The organism is Photobacterium kasasachensis, from assembly GCF_050336885.1.
Taxonomy (GTDB): Bacteria; Pseudomonadota; Gammaproteobacteria; order Enterobacterales; family Vibrionaceae; genus Photobacterium; species Photobacterium kasasachensis.
On record NZ_JAKJSH010000007.1, the window covers coordinates 121651 to 146726 of the forward strand.

The 25076-nt window shown below is 46.9% G+C and carries 16 protein-coding genes; 4 read left to right on the forward strand and 12 right to left on the reverse strand.

Annotated features, from left to right (window positions below; all coding sequences use genetic code 11):
* Positions 1 to 68: 68 nt before the first annotated feature.
* Positions 69 to 2396, reverse strand: coding sequence for an ATP-dependent helicase (locus tag L4D19_RS10445; protein WP_428452404.1), 2328 nt, complete (start codon positions 2394 to 2396; stop codon positions 69 to 71).
* A gap of 272 nt (positions 2397 to 2668) precedes the next feature.
* Between L4D19_RS10445 and L4D19_RS10450 the strand changes: the two genes are divergently transcribed.
* Together L4D19_RS10450 and L4D19_RS10455 are read left to right on the forward strand one after the other, a co-directional pair.
* A complete protein-coding gene (locus L4D19_RS10450) occupies positions 2669 to 3772 on the forward strand; it encodes a phosphoribosylaminoimidazolesuccinocarboxamide synthase (RefSeq protein WP_428452405.1) in 1104 nt (367 codons plus the stop codon).
* Positions 3773 to 4056: 284 nt separating this feature from the next.
* Positions 4057 to 5925: a methyl-accepting chemotaxis protein gene (locus L4D19_RS10455; RefSeq protein ID WP_428452406.1), complete on the forward strand. Its 1869-nt coding sequence runs from the start codon at positions 4057 to 4059 to the stop codon at positions 5923 to 5925.
* Between the two features lie 251 nt (positions 5926 to 6176).
* Here the strand turns inward: L4D19_RS10455 and L4D19_RS10460 are convergent, their stop codons facing one another.
* The 10 genes from L4D19_RS10460 to L4D19_RS10505 all read right to left on the reverse strand — a co-directional run bounded on the left by L4D19_RS10460 (position 6177) and on the right by L4D19_RS10505 (position 22778).
* Entirely contained in the window at positions 6177 to 8147 is a 1971-nt protein-coding gene (locus L4D19_RS10460) for a methyl-accepting chemotaxis protein (protein ID WP_428452407.1), read from the reverse strand.
* A gap of 693 nt (positions 8148 to 8840) precedes the next feature.
* Positions 8841 to 10751 carry a methyl-accepting chemotaxis protein gene (locus L4D19_RS10465; protein WP_428452408.1) on the reverse strand — a complete coding sequence of 637 codons (1911 nt, stop codon included), beginning with the start codon at positions 10749 to 10751 and terminating at the stop codon, positions 8841 to 8843.
* Between the two features lie 434 nt (positions 10752 to 11185).
* On the reverse strand, positions 11186 to 12733 hold the full coding sequence (locus L4D19_RS10470) for an alanine/glycine:cation symporter family protein (RefSeq protein ID WP_428452409.1): 1548 nt from the start codon (positions 12731 to 12733) through the stop codon (positions 11186 to 11188).
* A 584-nt stretch (positions 12734 to 13317) separates the two neighbouring features.
* A complete protein-coding gene (gene gnd / locus L4D19_RS10475) occupies positions 13318 to 14766 on the reverse strand; it encodes a decarboxylating NADP(+)-dependent phosphogluconate dehydrogenase (RefSeq protein WP_428452410.1) in 1449 nt (482 codons plus the stop codon).
* A 10-nt stretch (positions 14767 to 14776) separates the two neighbouring features.
* Complete coding sequence (pgl, locus tag L4D19_RS10480) at positions 14777 to 15493, reverse strand: 6-phosphogluconolactonase (protein WP_428452411.1); 717 nt, start codon at positions 15491 to 15493, stop codon at positions 14777 to 14779.
* A gap of 2 nt (positions 15494 to 15495) precedes the next feature.
* Positions 15496 to 16995: a glucose-6-phosphate dehydrogenase gene (zwf, locus tag L4D19_RS10485; protein ID WP_428452412.1), complete on the reverse strand. Its 1500-nt coding sequence runs from the start codon at positions 16993 to 16995 to the stop codon at positions 15496 to 15498.
* Between the two features lie 193 nt (positions 16996 to 17188).
* The gene (locus tag L4D19_RS10490) at positions 17189 to 18781 is read right to left on the reverse strand and encodes an ABC transporter ATP-binding protein (RefSeq protein WP_428452413.1); all 1593 of its coding nucleotides are present in this window, start codon (positions 18779 to 18781) and stop codon (positions 17189 to 17191) included.
* A 3-nt stretch (positions 18782 to 18784) separates the two neighbouring features.
* A complete protein-coding gene (locus L4D19_RS10495) occupies positions 18785 to 19801 on the reverse strand; it encodes an ABC transporter permease (RefSeq protein ID WP_428452414.1) in 1017 nt (338 codons plus the stop codon).
* 5 nt (positions 19802 to 19806) lie between these two features.
* Positions 19807 to 20892 carry a microcin C ABC transporter permease YejB gene (locus L4D19_RS10500; RefSeq protein ID WP_075763389.1) on the reverse strand — a complete coding sequence of 362 codons (1086 nt, stop codon included), beginning with the start codon at positions 20890 to 20892 and terminating at the stop codon, positions 19807 to 19809.
* Positions 20893 to 20978: 86 nt separating this feature from the next.
* Positions 20979 to 22778: an extracellular solute-binding protein gene (locus L4D19_RS10505; protein ID WP_428452643.1), complete on the reverse strand. Its 1800-nt coding sequence runs from the start codon at positions 22776 to 22778 to the stop codon at positions 20979 to 20981.
* A gap of 292 nt (positions 22779 to 23070) precedes the next feature.
* Between L4D19_RS10505 and L4D19_RS10510 the strand changes: the two genes are divergently transcribed.
* Entirely contained in the window at positions 23071 to 23403 is a 333-nt protein-coding gene (locus tag L4D19_RS10510) for a PBPRA1643 family SWIM/SEC-C metal-binding motif protein (protein WP_428452415.1), read from the forward strand.
* 153 nt (positions 23404 to 23556) lie between these two features.
* Complete coding sequence (locus L4D19_RS10515; RefSeq protein ID WP_160651078.1) at positions 23557 to 24015, forward strand: RNA methyltransferase; 459 nt, start codon at positions 23557 to 23559, stop codon at positions 24013 to 24015.
* 78 nt (positions 24016 to 24093) lie between these two features.
* On the opposite strand, the gene L4D19_RS10520 is transcribed toward L4D19_RS10515, so the two are convergent.
* The gene (locus L4D19_RS10520) at positions 24094 to 24801 is read right to left on the reverse strand and encodes a DUF4336 domain-containing protein (RefSeq protein ID WP_428452416.1); all 708 of its coding nucleotides are present in this window, start codon (positions 24799 to 24801) and stop codon (positions 24094 to 24096) included.
* Positions 24802 to 25076: the final 275 nt, after the last annotated feature.

The window sequence follows — 25076 nt, forward strand, 5'->3', positions numbered from 1 at the left end:
TATTCTCGCAGTGAATTGTCGATATCGCGCAAAGAATTATTCTATTGATAAAATTAGTAAAAACGCAATCACCGCCTTACCCGGCTTCTGGCATTCGCCGCTACAATAAGTCGGTTAATCAATACTTTTTTCTTGGTCTCCGACGAAGTATTAAGCTCGCGGATCACCCGGCTGATTTCAGAATCAAGGTACTTGGCTGTCTTAGTGCGGATCATTGCACTGATGACTTTATCAGCGTTGACCGGCAACGGCTGTGCCAGTGCCCACTGGTAACTGTAGCCTTGGCTGGTGTCCGAATCATTGCCAGCCCCTTGAGCATCAATCATGATTTCAATTGGAGACTGAACATCCGCTTCACGCCCTAGTTTCCTGTAATACTCGCAGACAACAGGAGACCGGTGATGGGGCAGTTCGCCACTTTGGTACAACTTCGGCCCCAGCTCTCTGGCCAGATCTACTTTCGCCTCCAATACAAAAATACTCGCATTGGTCGCTTTGGCCGTTGGTTTATCCGGCTCGGTGAAATACACCATTGCCCGCGCTTTAGCCCGTGTCAGGCCAACATAGGCCAGCCGCCGTTCTTCCTCAACATCGGCAGCAATACTCCCCGACGATTTATTCATATAAGGGAAGGCATCCTTATCCCAGAAAGGCAGGTGAACATGATTATATTCACAGCCTTTGGCACGGAAAATCGTTGTCAACTGGACACCCGAAGCTTCGTTATTGGTCTCCCCAGTTCGCTGGGCAGATTGCTGTGCCGACTGCTGAGTGTAATATTCGAAATACTGCAGTGCTTTTTCGCAATTCTGATCCATCGATTCCAGCACCGTTGCCACACTGTCGAGCCTTTCAATGGCCTCTTCAATTTCAGTCGCTGTTGCCTCGGTTTTCCATATCCAGCTATCGAGTCCGCTGTCATTGCGATACTGGTTATAGACTTCCAGCGCCTTGAAGCTCCCCTTTCGCTGTAATCGAACCAGCAAATCCAATCGCTCGATCAGATTATCCAGCTTCAGGCTACTGTTCGCTTTCTCGTACCGACCAATAAACACCAGCCAGTTGGTGGTTTCCATACCGGCCAGCTGATCGCACAGCGGCCGCAGTGCCTTATTCGGTACATAACAATGGGGAAAGCTCAAAAAACCAAATAGCAACAAAGACTTTTGCTGCTGAGGCATCTCCCCGTACCTGCCTGTCGCCAGCAGCATGAGTTCTATCAGCAACCTAACTTCCCGGCTATTGGCCAATACCGAGGGCACCGGCATTTGGTATGGCACCTGCTTGCTCAAAAATGCTAGCTCAAACAGCAAGGTCTGCGACCAGCGCCGAACCAAAATGGCAACGTCTGACGGCTCGCCACCGTCAGCGATGTAGTTCTGCACCGACTGGGCAATTTCACCGACCTGACGCGAAGTGCCTAACATCTCAATGGCGGTATCACTGATAGCTTCATCAGAAATGGTTAGGAAATCACTAAATCGTTGCTTATTGTTAGCGATTAAATGACTCGCCGACAAAGCCAAACTATGCCCGAACCGGAAGGTACGAGACAGGGTATAGGTACTGGCAGGAGCAAAATCCTGTTCAAAATCCAGCATAAATTGAGGTGCGCTACCCCGCCATTTATAGATACACTGATCAACATCACCGACAGCCAGCAGTTGTGTATCTGGCCCCAGCAGCTGTTTGAGCAAGCGGTACTGAGCCGTATTGATATCCTGAAACTCATCAACCACTACAAGCTTGCAGTACTGATGATAATGCTCACGTATTGCATCGTTGCCTTCGAGCAATTTCACCGACTCCACCAGCCAGTCATCAAAAAACAGCACCTTTTGCTGCTTGCGCAAGGTCTCGAACTGCTCATAGGCATCAATAATGAACAAATAGTCCCGGCTGATCTCTGACATCCGGAACACTTCGCGTGGCGGCAGCATATACGCCTTAACCAGGCCGATAAAACTCAACAAGAGCTCAATGGTCTTGGGATCTTTGACCATTTGCTGGCGCTGGAAGCTTTTCTCCTGTCCTGCCACTGCCCGGAGTACTGTTTTTACCAGTGACTTATCACTCTCACCGCTTTGATAATCAACGCGAAAGCCCGTTTCTCTGAGAACCCCTGTTTGATTAAGCAGCTTGAGGCAGAAGCTGTGAAAAGTATGGACCGGTACGTTTTGCTCTATCCCCGTTGTGACGAGTTTCTGCTGAAAGTCGGTACGAATATCGCGGTTGAACATCATCACTAACATTGCTTCGGCAGGGATATACGCCAGCTTCTTTTCAATCAGGCCAACCAGGGTTGTGGTTTTCCCCGTTCCTGCGCCTGCGATACAGAGGGCATTACCTGTTTGGTGATTAATAAATGCTGTCTGCTCGGGGGTATAGCGCGTCATAGTGGACCTGAACCTGAAAACGAAAAGACGGTGATTTTGCCACAACTCACGCCACTTCGCTCCTCAAAATCGATACTAACAGACCAAATTCAAATTCCCACCGGTATAGTCTGCAAATCAAATCACGCAAACGTTTGCTTTATTTGCTGAAAGCTGTAATGGCTTCTGCTATTATCAGCCACAGTTACAGGCTAGGCTGCTGTTTTGAAGACATATCCGGCCTAACCTGCATGGTTTTATCTTTGTCTCGACTTTTGAAATAGGAATTCACCATGAGCCTTGCTGATCAAGTTCTCGCTGTAAATGACGATCTCCCGATCCGTACAGACAAACCCGTCCATAGCGGAAAAGTACGTTCCGTGTACTGGTTGACGGAAGCAGATAGCCGCCGTCTGATCAAGGAAAAAGGCTATAACGTACAGCCAGATGCCCCGCTCGCCATCATGGTGATCAGTGATCGTATCTCCGCATTCGACTGTATCTGGCATGGCGAAGGCGGAATGAAAGGCGTTCCGGGCAAGGGCGCCGCGCTCAATGCTATTTCTAATCACTGGTTTAAGCTATTCCGCGATAACGGCCTGGCCGATAGCCACATTCTTGATATCCCCCATCCATTTGTCTGGATTGTGCAAAAAGCCAAACCGATCAAAATCGAAGCCATTTGTCGCCAGTACATCACGGGTTCGATGTGGCGTGCCTACGCCAATGGCGAACGTGAGTTCTGCGGTATTAATGTACCCGAGGGGCTGGAAAAAGATCAGAAGCTACCAGAATTACTGATCACCCCGTCCACCAAAGGCATTCTTGAAGGCATTCCTGGCGTTCCGGCCGTTGATGATGTCAACATCAGCCGAAAGAACATTGAAGATAACTTTGCCGCCTTTAATTTCAGTTCAGCGGATGATATTGCTCGCTACGAAACCTTACTGAAAGAAGGCTTTGGTGTGATCAGTGACGCCCTTGCAAAACTGGACCAAATCTTTGTCGATACCAAATTTGAATTTGGCTATGTCACTGATGCCCAAGGCAACGATAAACTTATCTATATGGATGAAGTCGGTACACCTGATTCATCACGTATCTGGGAAGGTGCCGCTTTCCGTGAAGGAAAAATAGTTGAAAATTCTAAAGAAGATTTCCGCCAGCTATTGCTAAACCACTTCCCAGATCCTGACATCCTGCTCAACAAAGATCGCATGGATGAACGTTCGGCATTAGCGCGTGACAACGCCCTGCCACAAGAGGTGCTCATGCAAGTCTCCAAGGTTTACACCAGCATTGCTGAAAAAATCACCGGCAAAAAAATCACACTGAGTGAAAACCCTAAAGCTGAAATTATTAATATTCTGCGCGATGAATATAATTTAATTGATTAGCAATTACATTGTTAATTAAAAAAAAGCGGCAATCATGCCGCTTTTCTTTTTATATTTTTAACTATATTTACAAGCGTTAAATCGCAATATTCAACTGCTTTAATATTTAAAAGTGCAGAATTTAGCCGTGTTTTGCAATACAGATTTTATAAACTTAATTACCAGCAAAAAAACACATTCCGCGATCACATATTTACACAACCGCTATTAACAATCCCGTTACCCAGCCGACACAATGGCTATCAAACCTATAAATATACGTGTGCTCGTTGAGGTCTCATCATATGAAGTTCAGCCATAAAGTGGTCGCCACATCATCCGCCATATTGCTTGCAGCATTATCTCTGCTGTCTGCCAATCAGTATTTCAATACTAAATCTCAGATCCAGACTCTGGTCATGGAAAGTATTGAGGAAATTGTTTCTGGTATGAGTAATACCGTCAATGCCGAGATAAGCAGTCGCAAAGAACTTGCCAGTTACGCTACTAGCTTGATTGAGCAAGATTTATCACTCAATAATATCCAAACCGTTATCAGCCAGCCTGTAATGAAGAACACCTTTCTCCTGACAGGACTCGGCTTTGAGAAAGATGGCAGCTATACCAGTAATGACCCGAGCTGGAACCCGGGCAGTGACTGGAACCCTCGGGCACGTCCATGGTACATAGACGCCAAAGAAGCCCGTGATCTTGTGATCACCGCGCCGTACGCCGACTCTGCTACCAAAGAGATTTTGGTCTCCATTGCAACGCCAATATTTGCACGCGGTGAATTTACCGGCGCCATTTTCTTTGACGTTAGCCTAGGCGGCCTGGCTGAACTGGTAAATCAGGTCTCACTGTTTGATGCCGGTTACCTATTTATCGTTGCCAACGATGGTACCGTTATTGCGCACCCTGAAGAGAAATATAATGGCAAACCAATGTCAGACTTCCTGGGTAATCAAGCTCTTTCAGACAAGGTAGTAACAACTGAACTCAACGGTAAAACTGTTAAGCTCTCTTTTACCCAGGTTGCAGGCCAGAACTGGTACATTGGTACTATTCTGGATGAAAGCCTGGCATTTGCCGCCGTTGACAAGCTAAAAACAGATTCCATCATCTATTCAGTTGTTGCTCTGATTGCCGGTATTATTGCCCTGCTTCTTCTTATCAAAGTACTCATGCGTCCTTTGCAAGACTTGAATATCGCAATTCAGGACGTGGCATCCGGTCAGGGCGATCTGACCCGCCGTCTGGACACCAGCACCGATGCCGAGTTTGCCGAGCTGGCAACGGGTTTTAACGCCTTCACCGAAAAGCTACAAGGCCTTATCATTCAGTCCAAGTCATTAAGCCATGACATCATGCAAGGCACAGAAATGACGGCAGAAGGCGCAAAACAGTCTGCCAGTGCGATGTCTGCTCAGTTGCAGGAACTGGATCAGCTCGCCACGGCTATGCATGAAATGGCGACCACGTCATCAGATGTCGCCGGTAATGCGCAAGGTGCCGCCTCTGCGGCTCAAGCTGCGGACACAGCAGTGACCGAGGGAAGTGACGTGGTTTCCCATACCGCGACTGCCATTACCAATCTGTCGGAACAAATCGATGAGGCTGTTGAGGTCGTCAAACAACTGGAAGCAGCCACCGGCAACATTGAGTCCATCCTTAAGGTGATCAATGAAATTGCTGACCAAACGAACCTGCTGGCACTCAATGCAGCGATTGAAGCTGCACGTGCCGGTGATTCTGGCCGTGGATTCGCCGTAGTCGCCGACGAAGTTCGCACACTTGCCCAGCGTACTCAGCAGTCAACGACAGAAATCCGCCAGATGATTGAGCAACTTCAATCTGGCGCCAGCTCAGCCGCTAGTGTTATGGGGCTAAGCAAGGAAACAGCGGCCAATACCGTTGTAAAAGCGCAGGAGGCAGATGAAGCCTTGGCACGCATTAGTGGCGCAATTCAGCAAATCAACGATATGAACCTGCAGATTGCTTCTGCAGCTGAAGAGCAGAGCCTGGTTGCCGAAGAAATAAATACCAACACCCTGAACATCAAAGAGCTCTCGGTACAGGTTGCCGATGCTGCCAATGGTGCCAACGAGGCAATGGGAGTTCAAATCAACAAAGTACGTGAACAAGATAGTGTGATGAACAAGTTTATTGTCTAACAAATTAAGTAACCTTTATGGGACTCAGAATCCAATAAAACACACATAACAAAAATGCCACTCCTTATTCAGAGTGGCATTTTTTCATTCATTCTTTATCAAGCACTTATCCCAATTAAATAAATGTTTGACCATTCTTTCTGGTTTGCAATCTCTTATAACTGCGCTATTAGTTTTTTAATTAGAATAACCAGTTAGCTATAATTCATGCCTTCCTCTAAGTAATTTTCCCAACGCAATTATCTAAGCCGCTACGTACTGAATTTTTGAGTTTCGATATTTAAAGCATGTGCCATTCGCGATAACTCACTGCTGGAGTCTGCAATATTTCGAGTTGCTTTTTCTGTTTCAGATACACCAGTATCGATGAACTCAATATTTTGGGCTATTTCATCAATCGTCGTCGCTTGCTGTTCAGTTGCTGCCGCTATTTGTACAACCATATCAAAAATACCACCAACCTCTTTTGAGAGCATACTGTTTATCTGATTAGCCTGTTCGGCTATCCGTTGTACCTTGTTCGTCTGCTCAACATTTGTTTCCATAGTTTCAACAGCAGCATTTGTTCCCCCCACAATAGCTTCGATAATGGCTTCAATTTCCGAGGTCGATTTTTGCGTAGACTGTGCAAGGTGACGTACCTCATCAGCAACGACAGCAAATCCACGTCCATGTTCACCAGCTCGAGCTGCTTCAATGGCAGCATTCAATGCCAATAGATTAGTTTGTTCAGCAATCTGCTTGATAACACCCAATACGTTAACTATCTTCTCTGAGTCATGGCGAAGATTGACCATCTGCTCAGCTGTCAATTGTGTCGTTTCGCCTAATGTGACCAAAGAGCTATAGGTATTTTCGATATGATCGGCACCTTCTTTCGCTTTTGCCAGAACATCTTCGCACACGTTGGATGCAGTGGCTGTGGTTCCAGCTATTTCCCTAATTGTTGCCCCCATTTCGGTCGTTGCCGTAACCGCTTGGGCTGTCTGAGCCTGCTGCTCAGTAACGGCCGCACTGGTTTGCTCTGTCACAGCCGCTAGTTCATCAGCCGTCGCCCCCTGCTGATTTGCAACATCCGTTAACTGACCGACCATAGTACGCAAGTTAGCCAGCATCCTATCTAGAGACGTTTGCAGCATACCAACTTCATCGTGAGCATTTACCGTTATATTGTGAGTGAGATCGCCGTCAGCGACTTTCTGCGCAACATCTGCAGCTTCAATAATTGGTGTCGCAATTCTACGTGCACTGTAAAATCCGAGTAAAGAGACAATGATTGCGGTAGCGACAATCAACAGCGCGGAAATAAACATCGTGCGCTCAACAGAAGCAAATGCCTCTTGGGCATCCACTTCACTTAGAATCGCCCATGTAAAACTGCCAATTTTAATACTATCGTAGGCAGATAATACATCATTCCCATTGTAGTCAGTAATGATGTCAACACCACCCAGCCCACTCAGTGCACGGTTGACGGCATCAGTGTCGACACCATTATTCTTAACGGTCCCGGCAAAGCTAGCTTTCATTGAGCGACCGGTTGGATCTAGGTACGAATCAGAACGCATTAACCTATCATCACCCACTAGGTAGCTTTCACCTGTCTCCCCCATACCGTCACGGACCGTCATGATATGCTGAATACCATCCTGCGATAGCTGTAGCGCGACTATTGTATTGGCACCATCAACAGGCTTGGCGATGAAAGCAGCCGGATCGCCATTACTAGGAGCATAAGGTTGATAGTCAACAATGCCATAGCGGCTTGATTGTCGAACCTGCTTAATAAGTTTCCCTAAATTTGACCCCGAATATTTCCCTGTCAATATGTTGGTCTGGTAGTCCGCTTCTTTCGTCACAGTATAGAATATCATTCCCTGCTCGTTAATCAGGAACAAGTCGTAATAATCATACTGTTTTATATAATCTGAAAAGAATGAATCATACAGCTCTTCATCTAACTGCGGGATTAAAGCCGCCAAGACATTAATATCAGCCTCACGTTCATTGAAGAAACTATTAACTTGATTTTTCTTTATCTTATTGATGGCTTCTAACTTAAGAAACACCTTACTTTCAACATCTTGATTAGATTGTATGGTTGCAATAATTGTATTAATTAAAGCAGGAAATATTCCTACTAACAAAAATGCAAGTGTTAACTTAGTCTTAAGACTCCATTGACTAATATTCCTAATGGAGAGAGCTTGTGGATGTAACATACTTCAACGCCTGTCAAATAATCATATAAAAACAAAAAGCCTTACTACTCATGACTTTACGAGTTGCACTGTGATTTATATACGAGAATTATTGTCACAGGGCCGTGATTAGCGGAACTAACCTCAAATGTGGGTATAGATATTTAGCCTACGACAACAAATTGCACAAACCACCAACAGCTCGCAACTTTAATGACGCATATATTTTACAATTAACATATCTTACATGAACAATTCCAGTTGATGAAGCTGGAAATAGGCTTATACCATTTTGAGCATTTATGCTCTTTAAGGTTTGTGAAGTGAGTGAGTTACTTGCCTTTATAAATATACCATCATGTTTAAATATCAATACAACTCACGGTACTAATATTTGTAAACCTTACCTAATAAATCAGAATATAGAATAGATACTCGGTTATTTTTATTCCAAAAATATAACAATAGAAAGGACAATCAGGAAGAAATAAGTTGAGAACCCCAAACAAATGGGCAATTAGTCACATCAACGTGCGTTTTTGTTTTTATTTCACAACGATCAGTACTAACCACAGCTAAACATCGTACCAAAACCTCAATGGCTGTTGATACGAAAAAATATACCCAAGCTACCTTAAGATGCTTGGGTATATAGCCATAAAAAAGGGGGAGTTTGTCTACTTCGGCAACTTTACTAGTTGTAACCTTGTACGGTTAACTTGCTTCAAGCTTAAACTTGCTAACAATAGCCGCAAGCTGAGTATTGGCCGACGCCAGGATTTGGCTATTCTCAACGTTTTGCTGTCCGCTCTCGGCAAGCGTATCTGCCATCTCCCTGATGGAAGACATGTTTTTGCTAATTTCCTCAGAAACAGAGCTTTGCTCTTCAGCAGCCGTTGCGATTTCTACCGCGAGATTATTCACCTCGATGATAGACTCCGCCATGGTATCGAGATCCTGGTTTACCCGCGCCGTATTCTCGGCGGTATGGTTACAGCTCTCTTTAATCACATTCATGTTCGACACCAGACTGTCAGCCCCCGTCGTAAGCTTGGTCAGCATTTGCTCAATCTCAGAGGTGCTCTGCTGTGTTCGGGCAGCCAAGGCTCGCACTTCATCGGCAACGACTGCAAACCCCCGGCCTTGCTCACCGGCACGTGCAGCTTCAATGGCCGCATTCAATGCCAACAGGTTTGTCTGCTCAGCAATATCACCAATTACTTTGAGAACACCCGCAATATCCATACTATTTCGGTTCATCTCACTGATATTGGTTGCCATTGACTCAACATCATTAACCAGCGCAGAGACCGATGACACAGCATTAGAAACAATTGCCTTTGAATGTTGCGCCTGGTCATTCGTACTCTGAGTATGGGAAGAAGTCTGGGCAGCGTTTGCTGACACCGTCTCGGCTGTAATGCTCATCTCATTAATCGCTGTCACCACCTGGTCGGTCTCATCGACATGAGACTGCAGTACGGTTGCGTTCTGTTCAGACTGCGTTCTGAGATCTTCCACACTTCGTGAGATATGGTTCGTCGCCTGTGAGACTTCCAACATCATCTGTTGCAGGTTAGCGATGAAGGTATTGATCCCTTCAGCGATTTTCCCCAGATCATCATGACTGTTCACATCAAGTCGACGGGTAAGATCGCCGTTTCCTGCCGAAAGATCTATAACAGTTTCTTTCAGGGCAACAATCGGACGATATAGCCGATTTAACACCATAACCACAACAAGCAAGGCAAATATAAGAATGGTGGCCGAAGTGATCAAAGAGTTAGTAAACGCCTCCTCTACATCGGCATAAACCACCGACTTATTGACACCTACGTACAAATACCATCTCTTACCATCAACCAATGGAATATCAGAAAAATAAGCCCGCTTATCAACACCCGCCCATTGATAATCAGCCGCGCCCGATCCCATTGCCGTCATCTTCTGCTCGAGATCAGGAATATCAAAGTAAATGCCTAGCTCATCACTTGGATCCGTAGAGGCCAATTGAGTAAACTCTTCGCTGAGAATCAGAATAACAGCTCCCGGAAAGTTTACCCGGCGGATTGTTTCATTAAGGCTGTTTAACGAAACATCACCAACCACCACACCCTCACGACTAATTGGCGTAGCAATACTCACCATCAGATCGCCCGTGGTTGCATCGCTGTAAAAATCAGTCAGTATGGTTCCGTTCTTCGTCAGTGCCTGCTTATACCAATCACGTGTACGAGGATCATAATCTTTAACATCAAAGACACCGTTATCTCCACCTGAGTCACCATATGCCCGACCATCGCTGTAACCAGCAGTAAAACTGGCAAAACTGGCCGCTTTGGTGACCATCTTAGCCACTTCGACATATTCACTGTCTGAGTGCTCTTCCTGGTAGAAGGCCCTGCTTGACTCAAGCGCATCTACGCCTTTTTGCATAGACACTTCTATCTCTCGTTTGGCACTCTCAACAATGAGTTGAGACTTCTCTTCAATTGTCGCTATTTTATCTTGTTTGAAATTGTTGTAAGACAGCCAATTGGTGATCGACAGAGCAACCGCAACCAATACAGCAACTGTCATGATGATGCGTTGCTTGAAACCAATACGTTGTAATGAAAGGTGCATGATCTACGTCTTATATGCTTAAAGTTGAGTACTAAATAATTGTTCACTTTAGAGTCTAAACACGCAGAATAAGAAAGTGGAGAGTTAATAAATTGACATTTCTATCTGTTTTTTGACGCCATGAAAAACTAATCTCGTCCCATTCTTGGCTAGAGATCAACCATTTCAGAGTTTTTCCCAGGATATCCCTTCTTAGGCGCTCGCTTATTGTCATAAGTTCAACACTGAGGGTATGCAATCGTTTATTCAACTATTGAAAAACTATTTATTCGAACTGCATATCAGCTCAGATGCCTTAATTTGCGGCAAGATTGAAATCTGTGATAATCATCACGCATCATATACGCTATAGGCATATGTCATTTGAAACAGACTCAAAAGAAAAAAGGGTTAGCACTAAGCTAACCCTTTACACATTTCAATAGATGGTTCAGTTACGCTGTCGGCTTAACCGGCTCGCCGTCAACATCTTCTGGCTGAGCTGCTGGTTTACCTGAAGACTTCAAGCGTTTTTCCCAGTAGTCAGCATTTTTGATACCAAGCTTCACAGGGTCGAAAGTAAACTTTGTTACACCTGCTTTTTGTTGCGCTTCGTAATCATTCAGCGCTTTCAGAGCAGGCTTCGACAAGAAGAAGATGATCAGGATACCAACAATGTTCAGCCATGCCATCAGGCCTACACCCACATCACCCATTGCCCAGGCAAGGTTTGCTGCTTTCACTGTGCCGTAGAATACCGCTACAGTCAGAACAATTTTCAGTACAAACATCATGCCAGGCAGCTTCAGTGAGCGGCGGATATAGGCGATGTTAGTTTCCGCGATGTAGTAGTAAGCAAGAATCGTTGTGAAGGCAAAGAAGAACAGAGCAAATGCGATGAACGGTTTACCGATACCTGGCATTGCACTTTCGATAGCCATCTGAGTGAACACAGGACCGTTGGCACCAATATCAGCAGCCAGGTTCTGTACCAGGAATGTACCTTCTGCACCACCGTGAACGTTGTAAGCACCAGTGATAATAATCATAAATGCTGTAGCAGAACATACTAGCAGTGTATCGATGTAGATAGAGAACGACTGAACCAAACCCTGCTGTGCCGGGTGATCAACGTCTGCCGCTGCCGCAGCATGAGGACCTGTACCCTGACCGGCTTCATTCGAGTAAACACCACGCTTAACACCCCAGCCAATTGCTGCACCAACACCAGCCATAGGTGTAAATGCATCACCAACAATCATACCGAATACCGTAGGTACCAAGTTGATGTTCAGCAGGATGATAATGAAGGCAATGATGATGTAGGCCAGTGCCATAAATGGAACGACAATCTGGGTAAAGCTAGCAATACGCTTCACACCACCAAAGATGATAAATGCCAGAATAATCGAGACAACTGTACCTGTTACGATTTTCGCCAGGCTGATAGTACCGATAGTTGTTTCAATCATACCACCTGTACCGAATGCAGCTTCAACCGCATTACCGATACTGTTTGACTGAACACCAGGTAGAAGCACACCACAAGCGAAAATAGTCGCAATAGCAAAGATCCATGCATACCACTTTTGGCCCATTGCTTTTTCGATGTAGTAAGCCGGACCACCACGGAACTGACCGTCTTCGTCTTCTTCTTTATAAATCTGCGCCAGAGCTGATTCACTGTATGCTGTCGCAGCACCCAGGAAGGCAACAACCCACATCCAGAATACGGCACCCGGACCACCAAAACCGATTGCTGCAGCAACACCTGCAATATTACCGGTACCGACACGTCCAGACAAAGAAACGGCTAGTGCTTGAAAAGAGGAAATACCTTGATCTGAACTCTTACCGGATAATAGTAGGCGCCACATTTCTCTGAAGTGACGAATTTGAACAAAACGAGTGGCGATGGAATAAAACAAACCAGCACCCAGGCACAAATAAATCAGTACCGGGCTCCATATTATTCCGTTTAGAAAATCTACTAACGACTGCATTAAAATCTCCCTGTCTTATAGATTATGGTTAATGCGTGGGCAGTATAATAAGCAGATTGTAAGCTAAATGTTAAGATTTTTATTTCATCAGTCAATTAAGCGTGAGCAACAGCACAGAACAACAACATTAAATTAACAACCAGTGAATTTATCCCTATGCCATGAAATGCATGGTTATTTGTACTGCAAGAGAAAGGCTTAGCCCCTTATTCTTTGAACAATAGGCAGGCAAGCAAACCAATATTTATGTTATTGATCACAGATTTAGCAGGATGATAAAGCAGATAAATTCGCAGCTCTTATAAAAGCTGCACATTTATTAACCAGTAAATAGCAGCACGTTTACTATGTGTTTTATATTAAATAAGTTTTAGTATTTGTTACTAACTTTAATGTTTTCCTAGCCACAACCTTTTTTTGGACCCAGGCTACAGCCCGTTAAAATTTAACAAGGTCTTAACCATTAACCTTGCTCTTACTAAGTGTAATGACAGCGACTGCTCACGCTCTTCCTGCTCGACAAACAAAAAACGCAGTGGTAGTCACTGCGCTTTTGTTATCTTTGTTGGGCGTTAATCTCACCGTTACACATCATAAGTCGTAGAAGAAATGTCTCCTCCCTTACCTGTCCAGTTAGTATGGAAAAACTCGCCACGAGGCTTATCCGTGCGCTCATAAGTATGCGCACCGAAGTAGTCGCGCTGAGCTTGCAGCATATTGGCTGGCAAACGGGCCGTAGTGTAACCGTTAAGGAACGTCAGCGCCGATGACATACAAGGCATAGGCAGACCTACTTCAAACGACTTGGCAACGACTTTACGCCATGCTGGCAGACATTGCTCCAAAATAGCCTTGAAGTAAGGATCGAGACCAAGGAAGGCCAAATCCGGATTGGTTTCGAATGCATCTCGAATATTCCCAAGGAACGCGCTGCGGATAATGCAACCGCCACGCCACATCAAGGCCACATTACCGTAGTTGAGTGACCAATCATTCTCCTCCGAAGCCTGGCGGATCAACATAAAGCCCTGTGCATAGGAGATAATCTTCGATGCAAGCAACGCCTGGCGAAGCGCATCAACCCACTCGGACTTCTCGCCATCAACAGGCTGAATCGCGTTATCGAACAACGCTTCAGCCTCGACACGTTGTTCTTTAAGCGATGACAGGCAGCGTGCAAATACAGAATCAGTGATCAGCGTCAGTGGAATACCGTGTTCAAGAGCATTGATCCCTGTCCACTTGCCTGTACCTTTCTGACCTGCCGCATCGAGAATTTTCTCCACCAGCGGTTCGCCTTCCTGATCTCGATAGCCAAGAATATCGGCTGTAATTTCAACCAGATAGCTGTCTAGTTCCGTTTTATTCCAGTCAGAAAAGATTGACTGCATCTCATCATGCGAGATTCCGAGCCCCTCTTTCATGAAGTGATAGGCTTCGCTGATCAGCTGCATATCACCGTATTCAATCCCGTTGTGTACCATTTTCACGAAATGACCGGCACCTTCACTGCCAACCCAGTCACAGCAAGCCTCGCCCTTATCGGTTTTCGCGGCGATAGCCTGGAAAATCGGCTTCACATGCGGCCATGCCTCCGGATCACCACCGGGCATAATGGAAGGACCAAAACGTGCACCTTCTTCACCACCGGATACACCGGCACCGACGAAACGGATCCCTTTTTCACGAAGTGCCGCAACACGTCGATTAGTATCCGGATAATTGGTATTACCGCCATCGATAATAATATCGCCTTCATCCAGCAGCGGAACCAAGCTGTCGATAAACTGATCAACCACTTCACCTGCACGTACCATCAACATCACTTTTCGCGGACTTTCGAGCTGATCAACCAGGTTTTGCAGCGAGGTTGCCCCGACAATGTTGGTTCCTTTCGCAGCACCACTCAAAAACTCGTCAACCTTGGCCACAGTACGGTTGTAGGCGACCACCTTGAAGCCATGATCATTCATATTCAGGATCAAATTCTGGCCCATCACAGCCAAGCCAATTACACCAATATCACCTTTCATTTCTTTCTCCTTATGCCAGCTCTTTGGCGGCTGCTGAATCTAAAAACCATTCTGTCAGACCATTTTCGGCCTTGATATTTGCCGCCGGATACGCGGATGCTTCGGCTGACTGCTCAAAAATGGCTTTAATCACCGGCGCTTTGCTCTCCCCCATCACCAAATAAGTGATTCGCTTGGCATGAGACAGCAAATACGCGGTCTTGGATACCCTGATTTGTCTGTTTTCCGGATGAGCCGCAATGGTTGCAAGCTCGGTTGTGTCGTAATTCGTCTGGCCGGGGAACAGCGATGCCGTATGTCCATCCGTCCCCATCCCGAGCAGTACCCAGTCAAACGCCGGTACACCATTTTCATGGGGGATCTCCGCCTTCATTTCTTCGGCAAAGCGCACCGCTTCCAGTGCCGCAAACTCTTCGCCGCGAATACGGTGAATGTTTTCAGCCGGTATCGAGATATGATCGAATAACAAGGCCTTGGCATTACCATAGTTACTCTCCTGGCTATCTGGCGAGACACAGCGCTCATCTCCCCACCAGAAATGCAAATTCTGCCACTGGACGACATCTACAAATGTCGGCTGTGCCAATACTTTGAACAACAGAGCCGGTGTACTACCACCAGACAATGAGATATGTACCGGACGGTTTTGTTGACTGTACTCAACGATGGACTCGGCCAGCGAAGTAACAACCTGCTCGGGGGTATCAAAGATTGAATAGTTCATCATGGTTATAACTCGCAGTAATCGGTATTAGTCAGGTTCTTACAAGGGAAGCGCCACTCTCGATTGTCGCCAGCCAACAGGGCATCAGCTTCTTTTGGCCCCCAGGTGCCTGCAGCATAGCCGTACAGGTGTTTGGGATCTTCTTTGTAGTCAAGAATTGGCTGAACAAACTTCCAGCAAGCTTTTACTGCGTCAGTACGGGCAAACAGTGTTGCGTCACCGTTCATTGAATCAAGCAGCAACCGCTCGTAGGCCGTCAGCATATGAGTTTCCTCAAGGCTCTCGTAATGGAAGTCCATCGACACGTCCTTGGCTTCGAACCCGGCACCCGGTTTTTTGAGGCCAAAACTCATCAGAATGCCCTCATCCGGCTGGATACGAATAATCAACTTATTGGCTGGCGCATTGGCACTAAAGACCGGGTGCGGCGTTTTCTTGAAATGAATTACCACCTCGGTCACTCGGGTTGGAAGGCGTTTGCCGGTACGAACATAAAATGGCACCCCGCTCCAACGCCAGTTATCAATGAACATCTTAAGCCCAACATAGGTCTCGGTGCGGGATTCGGATGCCACCCCTTGTTCGTCGCGATAACCCGGCAGATGCTCACCGCGAACATCAGATTCCGTGTACTGACCTAATACCAGATTCTGTTTTAAATCCTGCTCTGACAACGGCTGAAAGCTGTTCATCACCTTCACAACCTCGTCACGCATCGAATCGGCATTGATAGCCGCTGGCGGCTCCATGCCCACCATGGCTAGTACCTGCAGCAGGTGATTCTGGAACATATCACGCACCGCACCGGCTCCGTCGTAATAGCCACCGCGCTCTTCAACACCGAGAAATTCTGCAGCCGTAATTTCGACATAATCGATAAAGTTACGGTTCCATAGCGGCTCAAACATCCCATTGGCAAAGCGGAAAACCAACAAATTCTGCACGGTTTCCTTACCCAGGTAATGGTCGATTCGGTAAATCTGGTGCTCTTGAAAATAGCGATGGAGCTGCTGGTCCAAAGCCTGTGCCGAAGCCAGATCATAACCAAAGGGTTTCTCGACAATCAGGCGCTTCCAGCCGTTCGATTCATCATTGAGACCGTATGCAGCCAAATTTTCTGGGATCACGCTGTACAGACTTGGCGGTGTAGCCAGGTAGAAGGTGGTGTTGCCATTGGTATGGCACTGCTTACCAATCCTATCCAGGCGTTCTTTCAGCAACGCGTAATCTTCAGCTGCTGCCGTATTGAGAGCCTGATAATGCAAATGCTGGCAAAATGCCTCAAGCGTCTGTTCGTCCACTTCCTCCGTGGTCATCAGTGTTTGCTTGAGCTTTTCTCTGAATGCAAGATCGGAGAATGCCGTGCGGCTAACACCCAAAATGGCAAACTCTTCAGGTAACTGCCCATTGGCATAGAGATGGTAGAAAGCAGGGATCAATTTCCTGTGGGTCAGATCGCCTGACGCACCAAAAATGACAATACAATTATTTTCTGGCTTATCCATAGAGTTTTTCCATTCAGAACAACAAGATCTGCAAGACAATGTCTTGATAGACCGGATGTTAGCACTACGAAAAAGAAGGGAAATTCGGTTTTACCTATTACAGTAATAGGTAAAACCTTGTTGTGGGAAAAGTTTAGACGATAAAGCCAAATAGTTACTGAACATATACCATACAGGTAAACCGGTTAACTATTTAGACTGATGACAAGTTCACTAGCTCTCGGGTGTAGGCATGTTGTGGTTCATTAAAGACTTGCGCCGTGTCACCCTGTTCAACTACTTGGCCATTTTTAAGCACCAAGGTGTAATGGCAGAGTGACTTCACAACATGGAGATCATGACTGATAAACAGATAGCTCAACCCGTACTTCTGCTGGAGGGATTTTAGCAAGCTCAAGACCTGAAACTGCACGGTCCTGTCGAGCGATGATGTCGGCTCATCGAGCAAAATAAACTCCGGTTTCAATACCAGGGCACGGGCAATCGCGATACGTTGCCGCTGTCCGCCTGAAAACTCATTGGGATAGCGGTGACGGGTGTCCGGGTCCAGCTCAACTTCCCGCATTGCCTCGCAAATCACCTCGTTCTCTTCTTCCGGGGTCAGCGACTTGTGAATTTTTAACCCTTCACCAATTATCTGCGCAACCGACATACGTGGATTGAGCGCCGAAAACGGATCCTGAAAAACCACCTGTAACTTGCTCCGGTAAGGTAACATCTGTTTACGGCTGAGCGCCGATATATCAACACCATCGAAACGAATTTGCCCTTCACTGTTGAGCAGTTTCAGCACCGCCATACCGGTTGTCGATTTACCGGAGCCACTTTCTCCCACCAAGCCAACACTGTGGCCCTTGCGCAGAATAAAGCTGACATCGGTAACGGCTTTAATATGATCCTTCACTCTTTTCAAAATGCCGCCAGTGATCGGGAACCACACCCGCAATTCATTCACATCGAACAAAGGCTCGGCACTGGCTGAAACTGAAACCGGACTGCCGCTCGGATCAGAGTTGATCAGCTTTATCGTATAAGGATCAGAGGGATTATTGAATATCACCTCCCGGGTATCTGTCTCGACCAGTCTGCCTAGCTGCATAACAGCCACACGATCTGCAATACGGCGGACAATACTCAGGTCATGAGTAATAAATAGCATTGCCATACCCATTTCCTGTTGAAGATCTTTGAGCAGCTCCAGTATTTGCGCCTGAACCGACACATCCAGCGCTGTTGTCGGCTCATCGGCAATTAACAGCTCAGGTTCGTTTATCAACGCCATTGCAATCATTACCCGCTGACGCTCGCCCCCCGAAAGCTCATGCGGATAAGCTGTCAGGCGTTTTTCGGCATTGCGTATACCGACTTTCTTCAGCCAGCTCAATGCACGCTTTTCAGCATCTCTCTGCCTCATCCCTCGGTGGATGGCCAAGGTTTCACACAACTGGCGACCAATTTTGTGCAGCGGGTTAAGCGACATCATCGGTTCCTGGAAAATCATCCCGATCCGATCGCCGCGCATTCTGCGCATCTCGCGCTCGCTGCACGCCATCATATCTGTGCCGTCATAGATAACCTGGCCACCGATATAACGAGTAGAGGACCTTGGCAACAGGCGCAGTATTGCATTGGCCGTTACCGACTTGCCCGAGCCACTTTCCCCCACCAGCGCCAGTGTTTCACCACGGCGAATAGAAAGACTGACATCATGGGTGACCTGATTGACACTGTCGCCGCTCTGAAAGCCAACCGATAAGTTTTCAATTGTAAGTATTGGTTTTGCCATAACTTATCTCTGATGATGGGGATCGAATGCATCCCGAACTGCTTCACCGACAAATACCAGCAGGCTTAGCATAATTGACAATACAACAAACGCAGACAAACCCAGCCAGGGAGCCTGTAAGTTCGTTTTACCCTGCGCCAGTAACTCGCCTAACGACGGTGAACCTGCCGGCAGGCCAAAGCCAAGAAAATCCAGTGAGGTCAATGTCGTTACCGAGCCACTGAGAATAAACGGCATCATAGTCAGCGAGGCGACCATGGCATTTGGCAGCATATGGCGTAACATAATTCGGCCGTCACCAACACCCAACGCCTGGGCGGCACGCACGTAGTCAAAGTTCCGGCAACGCAGAAACTCGGCTCGCACTACACCAACAAGCCCCATCCAGCTAAACAGCACCATGATCCCAAGCAACCACCAGAAGTTGGGTTCGACAAAGCTGGAAAGAATGATCAGCAGAAACAGCGTCGGCATTCCCGACCACACTTCGATGAAACGCTGACCAAACAAATCGACCCAACCACCGTAATAGCCCTGACAAGCGCCGACAATCACCCCGATGATGGTCGAGATAACAGTAAGGGCAAACCCGAATAACACTGAGATCCGGAAACCATAAATGATCCGTGCCAGTACGTCCCGCCCTTTATCATCCGTCCCCAGCCAGTTCACATTATCAGGTGGCGACGGTGCTGGCCCGGTCAGGTTATAGTTGATGGTATCGTAACTAAAACGGATGAGCGGCCAGATCATAAAGCCATCGGCCTCAATTAAGTCAATCACATAGGGGTCGGTGTAATCGGCTTCAGACTCAAACTCTCCGCCAAATTCGGTTTCGGTATATTGCTCGATGATTGGAAAATACCAGTTGGTATCAAAACGGATAAGCAGCGGCTTGTCGTTGGCAACCAATTCGGCAAACAGGCTGATAAAAAACAACAAAGCAAAAATCCACAACGACCAGTAACCGCGTTTATGGGCACGGAATCTCGCCAGTCTCTCCTTTGTTAACGGATTCATTTTCACTAGCGCGCCTCAAAATCAATGCGTGGATCAACGAAGGTATACGTTAAATCCGAAATGATGTTTAACAAAAGTCCTAGCAGGGTCATGATATATAAAGAGCTGAATACCACCGGATAGTCACGCTGTATGGTCGACTCAAACCCTAATAGCCCGATCCCTTCCAGCGAGAACATGACCTCTATCAGCATGGCGCCAGTGAAGAAGATGCTGATAAACGCCGCGGGGAACCCGGCTATGATGATCAGCATGGCATTACGGAATACATGACGATAGAGAATGCTGCGCTCATCGAGCCCCTTGGCCCGGGCCGTCACCACATACTGCTTGTTAATTTCATCAAGAAAGGAGTTTTTGGTCAGCATCGACAAGGTAGCAAACCCACCGATCACCATGGCCAGAATTGGCAAGGTCAAATGCCAGAAATAATCAATGATCTGCTGATACCACGCCAGCTGGTCAAAGTCGGACGACACCAAACCACGCAACGGGAACCAGCTAAAATAGTTCCCACTGGCAAAGAAGATTATCAACAAGATGGCAAACAAAAAGCCCGGTATGGCATAACCGACAATCACAACGGCACTACTCCAGACATCAAACCGCGAACCATGATTAATGGCCTTGGCGATCCCCAGCGGAATAGAGACAAAATAGATGATCAGAGTACTCCAGAGTCCGAGTGAGATAGAGACCGGCAAACGATCGATGATCAGATCGATCACATTGCCCCCTTTAAATAGGCTCTCGCCAAAATTAAAGGTGGCATAGTTCTTCAGCATATCGAAGTAGCGCTCATGCAGAGGCTTATCGAAGCCAAACTGCACCTTGATGGCTTCGACCACTTCGGGATCCAACCCGCGCGAACCACGATAGCCAGAACCATTGTCTCCCGGCTCTACGGCCTGAACCTCCTGGCCTCCGCCGGTGAAACGTTCCATGATACCGGACGAGTGCCCTTCAAGCTGGGCGACTGCCTGCTCGACAGGGCCGCCCGGTGCAATCTGAATGACAAAAAAGTTAATGGTTATAATCGCCCACAAGGTCGGAATAACCAGTAACAAACGACGAATTATATAAGCAGTCATCTTTCCCTATGCCTTATTAAAACTTCCCAAGGCGAACAACGTATCGGCAGCACAGAACGCTGGCTCCTCAATCGTAATATTATTCGCTAGCGGCGTTTTTCCGGCAGCTTGGCGGCCTTCACCGGATCAATCCACCAGGTATCCTTGCCCAGCGCATACTTGGGCCTTACCGACGGACGGGAGAACTTATCCCAGCTGGCCACACGAAACTGACTAATATGCCATTGCGGGATCACGAAGAAATTCCACTGCAGCACCCTGTCTAGCGCTCGCCCATAACTGAGTAGAGCATCCGGATCTTGCTGATTTTCAGCGATCTTCTCAGTCAGATAATCAATAGCGGGATCTTTGACACCTGCCGTGTTGTAGGTACTGTCAATAAAGTTACTGTTCCACGCTATCAACAAGTTAGGGTTCGGATAAGGATTGGCACCATAGCCATGGGACACCATATCAAAGTCACGATCACGCAATCTCTTGATGTACTGGGTAGTATCGACGGTGCGGATCTTCATATCGATCCCCATCAATTTGAGGTTTCTCTGCACTGGGATTGCCAGACGCTCGGTAGTCGGGCTATAGATCAACAACTCAAAGGCAAACGGTTCGCCTGTTTCGACATTGCTCATCACCTTGTTCTTCAGTACCCAGCCAGATTGCTTCAGCAACCCAAGGGCCTTGCGCATCTGGCTACGGATCCGTCCCGAACCGTCAGTCACCGGCGGTTGATAAGCCTCGGTAAATACCCGCGGCGGCACTTTATCTTTCACAGGCTCAAGCACCTTGAGCTCATCAGCGGTGGGCAGGCCGCTTGCTTCATACTCAGTATTCTGGAAATAACTGCGGGTGCGTTTGTACTGGTTGTAGAACAAGCTTTTGTTCATCCATTCAAAGTCCATTGCATAGGTCAGTGCCTCGCGGACTCTGGCGTCCTGAAAATATGGACTTTCGGTATTAAAGACAAAAGCCTGCATCGATTGCGGGATCTGGTGTGGGATCTCTTCCTTGAGAATATAGCCCTGATCAAAGTTAGGCCCCTGATACATAGTGGCCCAGAACTTGGCAACATTCTCTTCCCGGATGTCGTATTCACCCGCCTTGAAGGCTTCGAGGGTTACCGTTTCATCACGATAGTAGTCGTACTTGATGGTTTCAAAATTATGGCGACCGATATTCACCGGCAAATCCTTGGCCCAGTAATCATCAACCAGCGAATATGTCACGCTCTGGCCTGATTTATAGCTGGCAACTTTATAGGCACTACTACCAAGAGGGGGCGTGCTCTGAGGCTCACTCAGGTTTTTGTCTTTCCAATAATGCTCTGGGAGCACAACCATTCCCTGTACCAGCGAAAATAGAATTTCGCGATTGGGTTTAACCATGTCGATACGGGCAGTGAGTTTGGACTTGGCCGTTACTGACTTAACGTCCTTATAATAAACCTTGTACTGTGCAACCCCTTCTTTAAGGAATTTTTCAAACGTAAAAGCAACATCTTCAGCCGTTATAGGGTGGCCATCGTGAAAGCGGGCCTTGGGGTTGATGTCTACCTCCATCCAGGTGAAATCATCGGCATAACGTACTTTTTCTGCAATAAGCGGATAGTGGCTGTCGATTTCATCTGTAGAGGAAACAAACAAGGTATCATAGATAGCATCCGCACCGGCTGCAGATACTCCCCGACTGGCATAACGATTAAAACTATCAAACGTGCCTACCTGGGCGTAGGTAACTTGGCCACCTTTAGGGGCTTTGGGATTCACGTAGTCGAAATGGGTAAAGTTACTGGGGTATTTCGCACTGCCGAAACCAACCAGATTGGTCGACTCTATTACCTCGGCAGCATAAACATCGACGGTATGGATCGCACCGGTAGCGAACAACATTGCCCCGAATAATGGTATCTTTTTCAACATTAGCGTCTCCCTGCTTACCTCGAACGTCCTGCTTGAGGTTAAAAAAGTTCAAATTATCATTATTCTACGATAGGACAGTAATCACTATTCGACAATGTCACGAGCTTGGTTACATCATAATCTGTCCGACGCGGATAACGCTTTTGTTCTGTCGAACAAAGGTTATCCACTGATATGGCCTATGACTTGCAGGCAGCACGGTTAGCCGTTAACATCCCCTCCCTCTCCGCAGGTGCGGAATACGTTATTCAGGATTCAGGTTATGTCTAAATTTTTCTATAAAGGCCGCATCGAGAAAAAGCCCAAGCACGAAAGCTTCGGCTACAACACCAAACGTGCAGCCAAACTAGGTACCGAAACCAACCCGCTACCGCTTATCGTCAATAGTGAAGAGCGCAAAGCAGAAGTTGAAGCTATCCTTACCGAAAACCAGCTGTTTGCAACGATTACGGTCAGTGCAGAAGAAAAAGAAAATCTCGTAGAACTAGAAACAATCCTGAACAAACCAAAAACGACCGTTTTCGAGAAAACGCCCAACCGTAATGACCCTTGCTCATGTGGTAGCGGCAAGAAATTCAAAAAGTGCTGCGGCTAACACCCTGCTGACTGGCAACAGTCCCGCCATCTAGTGGGGCTGTTACCTCAACTCTCCTACCCATCAGCTAGCCGAATTCCTTTTGTTCCTGCAATTTTGCAGAAAAATCCGTATAATCCCGCCTCGTTTTTAAATTTTGAAGAAATACGCGATATGAGCAAAGGCTACTCCTGTGTCGGGCTATTCAACCCCAAAACCCCTGAAAATGTTGGTTCGGTAATGCGCGCAGCTGGCTGCTACGGCGTAAACTCGGTGTTTTACACAGGGACACGTTATGACCTTGCCAAAAAGTTTTGTACTGACACCAAAAACGTCTATCAGGACATTCCACTCATCGGGGTACAGGACCTAAAAGATATCATTCCGCATGACTGCGTGCCTGTTGCCGTTGATTTGATTGAAGGGGCAAAACCGCTGCCGGATTACAAACACCCGAAGCGCGCCTTTTATATTTTCGGTCCGGAAGACAACACGCTGAAAAAAGAGATCACCGATTTTTGTCGTGAAACAATTTACGTACCGACCACAGGCTGTATGAACCTGGCTGCTGCCGTTAATGTTATCCTTTATGACCGCATGGCAAAGGGCGATAATTTCTCTAACCACAAATAAATAGCCGCCTATATATAGCAAGTGATAGACTGCAAACGGAATAACCAGGACCTCTTTGGTTATTCCACACAGATAGAGTCAGTGCTCAAGCGGCACCTCCCAGGCCTGCCTAACTATTTCCTTGGCGTTATGATTGATTAAATCACCATGAGAAATAATCACTCGATCGAAATCCCAGTTCAGTATCTGCAATAAAGACTGCCTTGCTGCAACTTTATCCTTCCAGCCCAACTGATACTCAGGCGCAGGCTTGGGATGATTCCACATTCGAAAAACCAACTTCCACCAAAACTTCAGCCCCCAGCCAACCCCTTTTGTTTTATCGCCAATGTTTTCGACAAGATCGACCAGGATGAGCGTTCGACTCGGCTTGTGAAAAAAAGCGACCTCCCACATATACTTAGCCCCTCGCACCAATACCTGATCGAAGTCATCAACCCAACAGTTAGGGACCTTGTCGCACAGGAACTCGCTGAACTGCAAATCCGGCACTTTCTGTTCAACACCCGGACAAATCATAGTTTGTGCTAACGGATATGTATCCTGTGTGGAAACAACATGCTGGTAATGATACGAGCCCGGAGCAACGATATACGCAACCTCTCCCAACTGATCAAGCTGCGCTTTCAATGCCGGACTGATATGGCAAGGCGAATGCAGGAGCAGCCGATCATCTATAAGGCGAATCACGGTCATCCGTGAGAAGAAATCTAAACCGGCGTAATGTACCGGATAGTCAATTGTCCATATCCTATCTCGAGTATGTTCGGTCAGTAGCATGCTCATATCACTTCTCCGGTTTATTCAGGAAAAGTCTAGCACTTACAATTTTGTCAAACTCAGCCAGTCTTTCATGCTGGAACAATGGCAATGACTAGGCCATTAACTATCTTCCATCAGGTCCTGAAAATATGGGTACACAACTGGTGCACGAGGCCTAACCGAACTAGACTTAATCCGATTCAACTATGGGTCACAACACCAGACTCAAACTACACGGAGAATTATCACAAAGCGTTCGGTTAACAATCTGCAACGTCTACCACAACGATAAGCAACCT